Here is a 13,198-nt window from a genome sequence, read left to right on the forward strand (position 1 = left end):
CCAGTCGCTCACCCCAAATGGCCTGCCGACAGGATCCCCTAAACCTTGGTGGAAATGCCCAGCAGTTGCAAGATCCCGCGCAGGGGAATCTCCACCCACTCGGGGCGGTGGTTCAACTCATAGCCCAGCTCGTAAATGGCTTTTTCCAGCAGATAGGCGTCCAACAACACCTCTATCTCTTGCAGGCTGCGGGGCAAAAAAGCCGCTTGGGAAGCCACCTGCAGATATTCGGCCAAAAAGCCCGCGCAGACCCAGCGGTGCCAAAACTGGGCCCACCGCATCATGTCGGGGCAGTGGTCGGCGCAGACCAAGCCGCTCTCCAGTTGCTGGCGCAAAGCTGTGTGGACAGCATAGTGGAAGGATCGCAGCATCCCCGCCACATCCCGTAAGGGGCAACGCTTGAGACGCCGTTCGCCCAAAGAGCGGGCCGGCTCCCCTTCAAAGTCGATGATGACAAAGTCTTTGCCGGTAAACAGCACCTGGCCCAGGTGATAATCCCCGTGGCAGCGGGTACGCAGGGCGGTGATCTTCCGCTCCAGGATCAGGCGGAAGCGGCTCATGATTTCCCCTTCTTGGTCGCAAACAGCCCGAGCCAAGTTGGCCTCTGCTTCCGGCAGCTTGGGGAGCTGCTTATAAGGACTCCGTCCCGCTGACGCGAACAGCAGCGGAAACACCTGCCCCACCAAGTTGCGCATGGACTGGTAAACGGAGCGCTGGTACAGGCTGGAGAAAGGCTCTGGGGCAAAGTCTTTGTTCTCCGTATCGGCAGCCAGGGCGATGTGCAGCTCGGCGGTGCGCTTGGCCAAGATCCGCACCGATTCTAGGTAGCTGCCGATGGTGGCGTAGGCCAGCTCCGGCAAGGGCTGTTGGGAAAGCTCCAAGAAGGATCCCTGCGGCACGGGCACGGGATCCACCTCTTGGTAGTGAACCAGCACCGCCTCAAAAAATTGCCCCAGGCTGTCCAGGGTGTAGTGCCAGGCATCTCCCTCGTTGGGGATGTACTCCTGCAAAATGGCCAGGGTAATGGGCTGATCGGCGGGATCAAACCCACGGGCCCCGCGACGACGGCGATACTCCAGGGATCCCAGCAGCCGCGGCACCCGCACTTGGGGATGGTGCTCCAGCAGGTAGCGGCCAATCTCCAGCTCGGGATTCACCCCTTCGGCCACCTTGCGGTAGACCTTGAGGATGTACCGGTTGCCGTAGACCACAGAGGTATTGCTCTGCTCGGCCTTGAGGATACGGGGTTCCAGGCTGGGGTCATACTCAAAAGCGCCAGAGGTGGTGGCCCAGAGCTCCCCGGAGCTGTGGCGCAGGCGCCCCTGCTGGGCGATGATCTGCAAGGCTAGGGACAAAAAGGTTTTATCCGCCAAAGCGTCGAAAAGAACCCCCGGCGGATCCCCGGCCACTTGCACAGGGGCAATGACCGCTTGCGGCATCTCCCTGCGCAGGTGCAGAGCCATCTCCTGAGTGGCGTAGCCTACCGGAAGGGAGTAGACTTCCGCTTCCCCCTGAGTGAACTCAGTTTGCAGAAGAATGATCTGGCCCCGAAAGGGGGGATCTGCCTCCCGGTTGCAGGGAATGGCATCCAAGATCTGGGCCGACTGGATCTGGCGGGCTTTGGAGCCGAACCAGCGACAACGGTAGAGATAGTCCCCCAAAAGCGCCTCCACCTGCTTTTGGCTTTCCCCTTGAAAGAGGCTTTCCCAAGTGCCGCTTGAGGGGATCAGGGTGGGCAGACGATCCAGCTCTTCCGGCTTGCTGTGGCTGGGGTGGATCCGCTCCGTTTGGGGCTCAAGGGAGAACCAATAGAAAGAATGGGGGCCTAGAGTCAAAAAATAGGGCAGTTGTCCGATGGGGGGAAACTCGGTGCGCCCGAAGATCTCCACCGGAATTAGTCCTTCCCACTCCGCCAAGTCCAGCTCCACGCACTGCACATAGCGGGAGAGGTTGGCCACCACCAAGATGCGCTCATCGCCAAAGGCCCGCATAAAGGCAAGCACCTTGCGATTTTCCGGGTGGAGCAGCTCAAAGGAGCCGCGGCCAAAAGCTTGGAATCGCTTGCGCACGGCGATGAGCCGCTTCATGGTCCACCACAGGGAATGGGGGTTGTTTCGCTGCGCCTCCACATTGACAGCTTCGTAGTGGTACTCGGCGTCGATGACGATGGGCAGATAAAGCTTTTGCGGGTTGGCCCGCGAAAAGCCGGCGTTGCGGTCGGCGCTCCACTGCATGGGGGTGCGCACGCTATTGCGATCCCCCAGGTAGATGTTGTCTCCCATGCCGATCTCGTCCCCGTAGTAGATGACCGGGGTGCCGGGCAGGGAAAACAGCAGGCTGTTCATCAGCTCGATGCGGCGGCGGCTGTTGCCCAGCAGGGGGGCCAAGCGCCGACGGATGCCCAGGTTCACCCGCGCATTGGGATCCTTGGCGTACACCTGGTACATGTAGTCCCGCTCTTCGTCGGTGACCATCTCCAAGGTGAGCTCGTCGTGGTTGCGCAGGAAGATGGCCCATTGGCAGGTTTCGGGGATGGGCGGGGTTTGCTGCAGGATGTCAATGATGGGGAAGCGATCCTCCATCTGGATGGCCATGAACAGCCGCGGCATGAGGGGGAAGTGAAAGTCCATGTGGCATTCGTCCCCGTCGCCGAAGTAGGCCACGGCATCTTCCGGCCATTGGTTGGCCTCGGCCAGCAACATGCGGTCGGGATAGTTGCGGTCGATGTGTTGGCGCAGGGCCTTGAGGAAGGCATGGGTTTCCGGCAGGTTCTCGCAGTTGGTGCCTTCCCGCTCGTAGAGATAGGGCACGGCATCCAGCCGTAGGCCATCCACCCCCATGCTCAGCCAGAAGTCCACCACCTCAAAGATGGCTTTCTGCACGGCGGGGTTATCGTAGTTGAGATCCGGCTGGTGGGAGTAGAAGCGATGCCAATAGTAGGCTTTGGCCACCGGATCCCAGGCCCAGTTGGAAGTTTCAAAGTCTTGAAAGATGATGCGGGCTTCTTTGTACTTTTCGGGCGTATCGCTCCAAACGTAAAAGTCTCGCTCTGGGGTGCCGGGAGCAGCCCGCCGAGCCCGCTGAAACCACGGGTGCTGATCTGAGGTGTGGTTGAGGATCAGCTCGATGATGACGCGGATCCCCCGTTGATGGGCGGCATCCAGAAAGATTTTGAAGTCTTCTAGGGTGCCCAAGGTGGGGTTAACGTTGGTGAAATCGGAGACGTCGTAGCCGTCATCCCGCAGGGGCGAGGGGAAAAAGGGCAGCAGCCAAATGGCCGTGATGCCCAGATCCTGCAGGTAGTCCAGCTTTTCCGTCAGGCCCTGGAAGTCTCCCACGCCGTCGCCATCGCTGTCGGCAAAAGCCCGCACCGGTAGCTCGTAGATGATCGCGTCTTTGTACCAGAGGGGGTTGTGGGTGAGGGGGGAGATGATGCTGCGCAGAGAGGTTCGGATCATCATGCTGGCAACAGAGACAGGATTGGGACACCTTGGCAACCCTAACCGTTGAATGGGGATCCCCTCAATAGGCTACAGCCTTTTCTTGGGTGCCAGGGATCCCCAGGGTCAGTGCGGGCTTTCTCGGGCTCAGGCAATGCCACTCCGCTTCTGGGCTTCCTTGCGAGAGACGGCTACGTGGCGCAGGCCGGTGCGGATCAGCTCCTGCTCGATCAGGGCAAAGAACCGCTGCCGATCCCCGCTCCTCACCACCGCCAAATGATGGGCTTCTGCCAAGGCGATGGGGTAGCCAAAGCCTTTGTGCACTTGGCTCAGCACGCCTGCCAAGGCCCGCTGCAGCAACTCCGCATCCTGGGCCACCCAAGCGGGAAACTCCAGGCGGGCAACCTCGGGTTCGCCCAGGGATCCCTCGCCAACATTGAGGTAACAACAGTGGACGTGGTGTTCCCCGAAGGCGTCCAGCACGCTGGCTCCGCAGCGCCAAAGGGGGCTGCGCTCTCCCGGCTGCAGCAGGGATCCCCAAAAGACGCGGTCTGCCAGGGGGGCGAAGGGATGGCAAGGGGGGGTTTTGTCGGCAAGGCAGTAGCGATAACATTCACAGCCCAGGTAGGGGCACAGCCCCAGGCGCAGGTAGTTAAGGGTTTCGCTGCTGCGAGAGGCGCTGATGTAGCCCACGAGAGGGATGCGGGCCGCCCGCAACTGCTCCAAGGTCGCCAGAATGGGATCCAACCAGGGGCGCCGGGCCGGCTGGGACAGAGGTTCCAGTCCCCAGGGGATCAGGGATCCATCCAAGAGCGCCAGCGTGATGCGGCGACGGGGCACCGACAGGGCCAACTGCGCCAGCTCCTCCAGTTCTGCTCGGGAGCGTCGTAAGGCCAGCACCTCTTCCGGCCCCAACGAAGGCTCCGTTCCGCTGCCGGGGTTGCGTTCACCTGGGGTGCGCCGTGGGCGAGAGTCTCGCCGGTTAAGGGGGGCGCTCGGCAACCCTTCTGCCCTCCGCTCCGGGGAAGAGGAGTCTGAGTGCCGGGCAAAGGATTCATCTCCATACAGCAGCAGGGGCTGGCTGTCCAACAGCGGCCACTCCTGGGTGCCGTAGTGGAGAACCACGCGCCCAACATTGATCAGCGAGCAATAGGCAATCTCGTGATGGCTGGGCAAAATCTGGGATCCATCCGTGGCCACCACCGTGTGTCGCCCCTGCAGAGGTTCAACCTTGGGCAGGGATCCCCAAGCTTCCGGCGGCTCGGCAGGGCTGGCGCAAACAAACGACAGATGGGATCCCCACTCGGCCCAGCGGGACTGCCAAACCTGCGGCTCCTGCTGCCAGCGCTCGAAAACTTGCCAGGCTTGGCGCAGGCGTTCTTGGCCGGCTTTCGACTCCTGTTGCAAGTGCCGGGTGAAGGCAGGAATTTGCCCGCTCAGCTTAACCAGATCCAGCATGGTGGTCACATCAGCGTTGCGTGGCAATAGGGCTGCCAGAAGCGGGGGGAGCCACATCTTGTCCTTCTGAGGAGTTGAGCAGCTCTTCCAGCGGAAACTCCCCATAGACCTCGCTGCTGTTGTTGGGGCTCTCCTGCAGGCGAACCCGGTGCAACTGCACCCCTAGCTCCCGAATGGGCAGAGTCAGCAGCCGCTGGATGTAGAGGGCAATGTTTTCGGCGGTGGGCACCACCTGGGCAAAGTAGGGGATGTCTTTGTTCAAAAAGGTGTGATCCAGAGGCTTCACCACCCACTCGTCGATCACCTGCTGCAAGGCTGCCAAGTCCACGATCATCCCCGTGCGCGGATGGATGGATCCCTTGACGGTGATCTCCAGGCCGTAGTTGTGGCCGTGGCCGTGGGGACGGGCACAGAGGCCGTAGATGGCGCTGTTTTCTTCAAAACTCAGGTGATCCAGAGCCAAACGGTGGGCAGCGCTGAAATGGGTGGCAACCGTCAGGTAGGCTTGCATGGCTTCTCCTCGGTAATCGGCCCAAAGTTCGGGATCCTCGTACAGACGGACGCTGGTCAGGGGCAGAGCCTCGGCCAGGCGTTGCCAAATCGCGTAGGCGATAAACTCGGTGGTGGGCAAGGTTTGGGCAAATTCCGGCCAAGCTTGATTCAGATAGGCAAAGTTGAGATCTTGAATCACCCGCTGCCGGATCACTTGCTTTACATCCGAGAGGTTGAGCACCATCCCGTAGTCATCCACCTCGCCACTCATGCCCACCTCCAGCACGTAGTTGTGGCCGTGGCCGGGAAAACGGGCATTGGGGCCAAAGCGGGCCAAGTTCTCGGCTTCTGAGAGCTCGGGCAACCAGTACCGGTGGCTGGCGGCAAATTGCGCCCGACGGTAGATTGTGCAGGTTCTGGGCATAAATGGAGAGGAGAGTACCTGCCAGGGGATCCACCCTTTCAGCTTGGCACACTCCCCGGCCCAGAGGGTGGAAATTCTCGGCGGCCCTCAGCCTGCCCTCCCAGTGGTCTTGCCGTCATCTCCGTCCTGCGCCAGGCCAGGCATTTCCCCTGCCGACCGAGTCGGCCCGTGCATACCCTCTGCATCCCCTCATTTCCCGGAAAGCATTCCAAGCAGGGTTTTGGCAGCGTCTTGCCCTGAGAGCCAAGCCCCCTCTATGCGACCCCCGGCGCACCAATCGCCGGCACAAACCAAAGGCAATCCCTCAGCGGCGGGAATACGGGTGCTTAGGCTGGCCAATCCCGTGGTTTCCAAAGGCAATGCGTAGCGCCAACGGTGCACCTGCATCCATTGTGGCGAAGCCAGCCAGGGATCCAGCCGTTGGGCCGCGTGGGCCAGCAATTCTCGACCGGCCTTTTCCAGCTCAGGTGGGCTGGCCTCCAGGTACAGAGATGACCACTCCGCCCCCCCATGCAAGACCACCACGGGCGAGAGTGGCTGTAGGCGCTTGCTGCTGTCCAGTCCCAGCCAGGCCAACATCGGATCTTCCAAGCACTTGATCCCCTTCCAGGGCGGTGGCGGTATGTTCTCGGAGTAGCCCGCCAAAACCGCAAGGCAGGGTTGATACTGGGCGGATTCCAGCAGAGGCAACAGGTTTTCAGCCGGGGGGATCCCTTCGCGGAGCAAAGGCAGCAACTGGGGGGCCGGGATTGTCGCCACCAAGGCAGCAGCCTCGTAGCATTGGCCGTTCTCCGCCCTCAATTGCCAGCTTGTTGCCAAAGGTTTGAGGCTGACCACACGAGTTTGGGTGTGTACCGACAGCGGGGCAGCCAGGTGTTTGGCCAGCATTGTCATGCCCTGGGGGCAGACATAGCGCGGTTTTTCATCGTTGGGATCCTCCGGGCGCAGCCCTTCTCGATCCAGCACATGCAGCGAGCGTGTCCATTCCGTCAGCAGCCCCAGGCCCAGCAGCTCCTTCACCCAGCGATGAAAGCCATCCGAGTCGGCGGTCAGGTATTGAGCTCCATGATCCACCGGCACCGTTTGTCCAGCATGTTCAACTCGACGGGTGGCCATGCGCCCGCCCAAGCCTGCCGATTTTTCCAGCACCAGAACCTGGAGCCCTGGCCGCAGCAGTTGCCTTGCACACACCAAGCCGGCCACTCCGGCCCCAATAACAATCACATCAGCGGATTTTGGGCTTGTCCCCTCGGAGGGCGTTACCGCTGCCTGGGTCTCCTCACCTAGCATACTGAGCCTGCCGGCTGTGAGCGGATCCGCACGTTCAGCTCCCCCCTCTGCCAAAGGGGTTGTTGCCTCTTTCGCCGAAGAGCTTGGCCTCCCCCTTGATGGCAGCCTTGATGATGTTGTAAGCAGCCCAGGCAACCACCAAAACAATGGGCGACAAAACGATCAGCGGACGAAGATCAATGTCCATGGTTTTCATCCCCCCCTAACATAGATTTACCGACTGCTCGGAACAAGAGCCTCCAGGGTTGGCAACTGCCGGAATCCCGATAGGGTGAAACCATTTTCGACTCTGGATCCCGCACAAGCTGAGGTGCAACTCTGGAAAGATGGCTAAGTCCAGAATAAACCTAAATGGGGATCCCTACCGGACAGACTTTGCCCCATCTGGACTGCTGAGGCGGGAGCCAACAGGCCCACACCGAGAATCGCGTCCAGAACTAGCGTACCCAGCAGGGGCGTACAATCGACCCCGATCAACCGCTAACTGCCGCCAAAGCCAGCAACCGAGCCAGTTTGATATTGCTGCCCATGAGAGGATCCCTGTTTTGGGGAGTTCCCCGGAGCCCATCTTGGCGCCCCTCTGCCTTTCCGAGGGTTTCTAAGCTGTTTCTAGACCATTTCTAGACTGCGGTGTTCAGTCTAGGGTGAGATGCCTGGGCCATTGAGGAAAGCCTTTGGCCGAGTGCATTACTGTTCCGCAACGCCGACGCGACCAACGTTTTAGGTGTGGGTGCAGTGTCCTAGTTTGAATCGAGATGACCATCATGACTGTGCGCTAGAAAGGGTTGTCTCTCGGCTCTCTTTCAGTTGCTGTAGATTTTGCCCAGGGCAGCCGGCGGGCGGGTTTGGCGGGTGCGGCTCAGCACTCCCGATAGAACCCCCATCGTCAACACAAAGGGCAAAGCCTGGATCAACACGGGCGGCATCACATCTCCTCCCTGCAGTTGGATGGCCAGGGCGTCGGTGGCTCCAAACAACAGCGTTGCGCCCAAGATCCCGAAGGGATGCCACTTGCCGAAGATCATCGCTGCCAAGGCGATAAAGCCCTTTCCTGCTGACATGTTGCGGACAAACTGGTTCAAAAAGCCGATGGAAAGATAAGCCCCCGCCAGGCCCCCCAACAAGCCGGAGAGCAGCACCGCCGCGTAGCGCATACCCAGGACATCCACCCCCATGGTGGCAGCAGCCTGAGGATGCTCTCCCACCGCTCGCAGCCGCAAGCCCCAGGGCGTTTTGAACAGCAACCACCAGGAGATCGGCACCAACAGAAAGGCCAGGTACACCAAGGGGCTAAACCCATGCCATAACGGCAGCCGATTGACAATTTCCTGAGAGTTGGTGGTGTTGCCGTAGAAGGATTGCAGCACCAGCGAAGGCACGCTCATGGCCAACAGGTTGATGGCGGTGCCGCTGACAATTTGATCGGCTCTGTAGCGGATGCACATCAGCGCATGCACAAAGGCAATGGCCACCCCCCCTAAGGCGCCGGCCAACAAACCCACCCAAGGGATCCAACCCACCTGAGCTGCTGGAGTCTGGGCCAGAAGGGGAGCCTCCAGGCGTTGGGTGGTCACTGCCGCCGCCAAAGCCCCAAACAAGATGATCCCTTCCAGGGCAATATTGACCACGCCACTGCGTTCCGAGTACATGCCCCCCAAGGCCGTGAGCAACAGAGGGGTGGTGGAGCGCAGGGTAGCCGGGATCAAAGCCCAAAACAGAGTTGCCATAGTGCTCTGCAACGCCAGCGCAAGCGAGATCTCCGCTCAGGGGTACTCAAGTTGAGCGTTCATCGCAGTCCATTTCTACCTGGGCTGCCTGCAAGGGATCCGTGAAATAGCCGGGCAACAGGCCACCTGCTGCAATGAACAAGACGATCAAAGCTTGTAGAGCGGTCACCAATTCTCGGCTGATCCCCAATTCCAGATTGAGCCGCAGCCCCCCCGTCAAGAGTACCCCAAACAGCAGTGCTGTGAGGACGATGCCCAGAGGAGAGTTTTGCCCCATCAGGGCCACCGCAATGCCATCAAAACCGACCTGGGCAGGCAAGGATTGCTTGAGGCGGTATTCTTCGAGGCCGGCCCCCAGAACATAGTGGGTTGCAGCCAGCCCCGCCAAGGCGCCGGAGATGGCCATGGCCCAGATTTGCTTTTGGCCCAAGTCCACCCCGGCATATTCTGCCGCTCTGGGAGAAAAGCCCATGGCCCGCAGCTCATAGCCCTCCAAGGTTCCCCACAGATAGACATTCACCACTGCCACCGCCAGCAGCGCAATCAAAAAGGCCCCGTTCAAGCGGATGGCGGCCAACCCTGTGGGCACCTCCACCGGCCAACCGGGCAAGATGCCCCCCAGCAGATATCCCCCCAGCCCTGCCGCCAGGGATCCGATGCATCGTCTTTGCAGGGGCCAGCCTCTGCAGAGCAGGTAAAACCCCACCCCGGCCAACAGGGCCAAGGGCCAAGCCCAAGACAGCGTCCCGGGGCCGGATCCCTGTAGCCCCAGCAACTCCAGCAGCGAGGGCAGCCGCGATTCGGGGCGAATTTCGTAGCTACGGGCTTCTGGGCCGGGGGCCTTGAAGGGCAAAGTGACCGGATAGCCGAAAAAACGGTACTGGTTGGCCGAAATTAAAAACAAGAAGATTGAGGCGGCAATGTAGTTCATCATGATCGTGTTGATGACCTCGTGGGTGCCGAAGCGGGCCTTGAGCCAACCGGGGATCCCACCCCAAAGGGCTCCACCGGCAGCCGCCGCCAAAACCGAGAGGGGCAAAGTCAGCCAACCTGGCCCCGGCAGGTATACCCCCACCAGCATGGTGGCAATGGCTCCCATCGTCAGTTGTCCCGGCGCGCCGATGTTGAACAAGCTCGCGTGAAAGCCAAAGGCCACCGCCAACCCCGTAAAAATCAGAGGAGTGGCCAGCAGCAAACTCTGGAACAACCCGGGCAGATGAGTGATGGGGCTAAACAGCACCTGAAAGGTGTAGGTGATCAAGTCCAGTTTGGTGCTTAGCTTTACAAAAAAAGGCGAATCGGGCGAGGAGCCCAGGCCGGGCCGCAGCAACCCCACCACCACCGCCCCTGCTGCCACCGCCGCCCCCAAGGCAGTCAGGGGGACGATGATCTGCCGCCGCCGCACCAAAAAGGCTTTTCCCCCCGGCAACTGCAGCCGCCCCAGCAGCAACAGCAGCAGGGCATAGGCAAAGCTGGCATAGCCAGCCAAAGAAGGGCTGAACCGCCGCAACGGCAACCGAGCCGGCGGGATCCCCTCCGCCAGGGCCGCCCCATTCACCGCCCCCACTGCCCCATAAAACCAGAGCAAGCCCAGCCCAAATAGAACCAGACCGACCACTCCCAAGCTGTACAGCCAGCGGGCCCGCACTTGCCGCTCCTTGATCCCCAGAGCCAGACACGACAACAGCGCCAACAGCACCCAGGCCCAGCTCAACCCTGGGATCCAACCCACCGCCAAAGTCTCCGGGATTCCCAACTGCTGCGGGTCGATGAGGCCAAAGGTTCCTGCCAGCACCCCTGTGCCGCCGAACTCCCGCCTCAGCACCCACCAGGGGCAGAGCAAAAACAGCAAAACGGCGCTCAGATTGGTCAGCAACAGCAGCATGGGCAGAGATTCAGCAAAACCAAAGGGAATAATCCGAAAAGATAGCAGCCAGCCCTCTTCTCAGCTCCTCAGCTCAAGACACTTCTCACGGGAAAGTGCTCCGCACCGCCGTCGCGAACGAGGCCAGTTGGATCCGTTCTGGCCTCAAGTCTCGAATCAAAGTGGTGCGTAGAGGTGCTGGGGTCAGGGATTCGGCGTAGGCAGAGTTGAGATAAGTCGAATACTCAGAAAACCCGCCGGAGTCGGATCCCGCCGCCAGGTAGGTTTTGAAAAAAGCAGTGGCCAAGCCCTTGAGCAAGGGGCGAGCTGACTGGGGATCTGGCCCGATCAACTCCTGCGGCACCGGGAAGGCCCCCTGGCCACCCCCACCCAGGAAGGTGAAATGGGTGGATCCCTCCACTATCGCCAAATAGCGCTGCTGGGATCCCAGCCAGGTAAAGGGTTCAATCTGCTCTGCTAGGGCGGGGGTAAAGTAATCTTCGCTGCCCGACATTATCATCACCGGGATCCCCACTTGGCCTAGCCCTTCTGGGCCAAACACCGTGCTGGTGAGGGGGTTGAGGGCAAACACCGCCTGAATGCGCGCATCTGCCAACTGCCCCGCCTGCGCGGCCAGGTTGGAAGCCTGGAACACCTCTATCGCCCGACATTGCAACAACAGAGAAACATTCAGGGTCAGCTCCAAGGAATGGGATGTCTGGCAGTTCTCTTGCAAGCGGGCTGGATTGAGCGCAGCCCCTGCTGCCGCCAACACCGTGTATCCCCCCAAAGACTGGCCGAACAGTCCTGCCGACTTTACATCCAGCCTGCCCCAGCGGCTGGGATCTTGCTGTGCCCTGAGTTCCAGCTCGTCCAACAGCAGAGAAATATCCTGGGGCCGCGCCACCCACTCATAGGGCCCCGGCAAAGAGCCAAACCCTGACAAAAAGCTGCGCACCCGCTCCACATCGGTGCCCGGATGCTCCAACACCGCCACCGCAAACCCCCAAGAAGCCAAATGGCGGGCCAAGTAGGCAAAGGTATTGCGGTCAGAGGCAATGCCGTGGGAGATCACCACCAAGGGGATACGCCCCTTCCCCTCCGGCAGATAGACTTCCACCGACACAGGCGTATCGCGCCAAGGGTTGACCAACTGGAAGCGCTCCACCTGCCACTCCAACTCACCCGGCTGCTCGGGGCTAAGGTGAGGTTGAGCTGAGTCTTGGGCTGCCATGCTGAGAGAAGCGCTGGAAGATGCCCACTCAGCTTTCCGCCCGGCCTCTTCTCGCAGCCTTGCGATCACCAGATCCCGCTGGCGGAAGAGTTGACCGGCCTCTCGCACCAAGCGAATGCTCATATCCAGATCGATCTGCAACTTCTCCAGCGGGTAGCGGCGCAACACATTCACCAACGTCAGCCCCTCGGGATCCCCTGCCGCCAGGATCAATGCCGCCCGCAATGCATAAAACTCTGCTTCTCCATCTCCGTGCAATACTAGGGTCAACCGCCGCAGCAGATCTTCGCCAATCGCAGAGTAGGTAAACTGGCTGACCGTAACCTGGTCAAGGTCAAAATTACGTGTCAGCAAATCCGCCAAAGCTACCTGTTGCTCTGGCGTGAGCCGCCGCAGATAAAAATCCAACTGCCGGCTTACCGCGCCATTGTGGGCAAACCGGGCCAGATCCTCCACGGGCAAAGAGAACTCAATCAAAGGCGGCAGAAACACCCACAAGCGCTCTGCGCTCCACGCCCGGCCCGGCCCAGCCAAAACTGTCGCCAGTCCTAGGCCCAAGGCAAACACCCCCTGCAGCCACCGCACGGCTACAGAACCCCCTTGGAGCTAGGGATCCCTTCTTGTCGGCGGGGATCCCGTTCTACGGCCATGCGCAGGGCGCGGGCAAACGCCTTAAAACTGGCCTCGACAATATGGTGGGCATTGAGGCCGGCAGCCTGGCGAATGTGCAAAGTGAGCTGGGCGTGGTTGACCACCGCCTGATAAAACTCCCGCACCAACTGGGTTTCGTAGCGGCCAATGCGCTCCGTGGGCAGCTCCAGGCCATAGCTGAGGTGAGGACGCCCGGAGAAATCCAGCACCACCTGCACCAAAGCTTCATCCAAAGGTGCCCAAAAATGGCCGAAGCGATGAATGCCACGCCGATCCTGCAGAGCCTGCGCCAGGGCTTGTCCCAGCGTGATGCCCACATCTTCGTTGGTGTGGTGATCGTCGATGTGCAGATCCCCTATGGCCTTGATCTGCAGGTCGATCAGCCCGTGGGTGCTGAGCTGGGCCAGCATGTGATCCAAAAAGGGGATCCCGGTGTCGATCTCGTAGTGGCCGCTGCCATCCAGGTTCAGACGAATTTGAACATCCGTTTCCCCGGTGCGACGGTGAACAAGGGCAGTTCTGGGGTGGAGCAGGCGCGAGGAGTCGATGGCAGTCATGGAAGTGGCCGAGAACGCTGTGGAGCAGCAGGTAGGCTCCAGCTCTAGAATTGCACAAGCC

Annotated in this window: 9 protein-coding genes; all 9 read right to left on the minus strand. The window is 60.7% G+C overall.

Annotation, left to right across the window (positions count from 1 at the left end; translation table 11 throughout):
* Window positions 1-38: 38 nt before the first annotated feature.
* Window positions 39-3,461, minus strand: coding sequence for a maltose alpha-D-glucosyltransferase (gene treS, locus NW842_RS05305; protein ID WP_414374192.1), 3,423 nt, complete (start codon window positions 3,459-3,461; stop codon window positions 39-41).
* A gap of 126 nt (window positions 3,462-3,587) precedes the next feature.
* Window positions 3,588-4,955, minus strand: coding sequence for a DNA double-strand break repair nuclease NurA (locus NW842_RS05310; RefSeq protein ID WP_414374194.1), 1,368 nt, complete (start codon window positions 4,953-4,955; stop codon window positions 3,588-3,590).
* On the minus strand, window positions 4,909-5,814 hold the full coding sequence (locus NW842_RS05315) for a 6-carboxytetrahydropterin synthase (RefSeq protein WP_414374196.1): 906 nt from the start codon (window positions 5,812-5,814) through the stop codon (window positions 4,909-4,911). Before NW842_RS05315 ends, NW842_RS05310 begins: the two co-directional genes overlap by 47 nt.
* Before the next feature lie 189 nt (window positions 5,815-6,003).
* Window positions 6,004-7,104 (minus strand): NAD(P)/FAD-dependent oxidoreductase, encoded by a 1,101-nt coding sequence (locus tag NW842_RS05320; protein WP_414417615.1) that lies wholly within the window; start codon window positions 7,102-7,104, stop codon window positions 6,004-6,006.
* Window positions 7,105-7,138: 34 nt separating this feature from the next.
* A complete protein-coding gene (locus NW842_RS05325; protein ID WP_414330801.1) occupies window positions 7,139-7,291 on the minus strand; it encodes a photosystem II protein Y in 153 nt (50 codons plus the stop codon).
* A 616-nt stretch (window positions 7,292-7,907) separates the two neighbouring features.
* Window positions 7,908-8,831 carry an ABC transporter permease gene (locus NW842_RS05330; RefSeq protein WP_414357441.1) on the minus strand — a complete coding sequence of 308 codons (924 nt, stop codon included), beginning with the start codon at window positions 8,829-8,831 and terminating at the stop codon, window positions 7,908-7,910.
* Between the two features lie 46 nt (window positions 8,832-8,877).
* Entirely contained in the window at window positions 8,878-10,716 is a 1,839-nt protein-coding gene (locus NW842_RS05335; RefSeq protein ID WP_414417616.1) for an ABC transporter permease, read from the minus strand.
* 85 nt (window positions 10,717-10,801) lie between these two features.
* The gene (locus NW842_RS05340; protein WP_414417617.1) at window positions 10,802-12,514 is read right to left on the minus strand and encodes an alpha/beta hydrolase; all 1,713 of its coding nucleotides are present in this window, start codon (window positions 12,512-12,514) and stop codon (window positions 10,802-10,804) included.
* Window positions 12,515-12,516: 2 nt separating this feature from the next.
* Window positions 12,517-13,137, minus strand: a complete 621-nt coding sequence (hisB, locus tag NW842_RS05345) for an imidazoleglycerol-phosphate dehydratase HisB (protein ID WP_414357444.1) — start codon at window positions 13,135-13,137, stop codon at window positions 12,517-12,519.
* Window positions 13,138-13,198: the final 61 nt, after the last annotated feature.

It is taken from the genome of Synechococcus sp. R55.4, assembly GCF_047461935.1.
GTDB lineage: Bacteria > Cyanobacteriota > Cyanobacteriia > Thermostichales > Thermostichaceae > Thermostichus.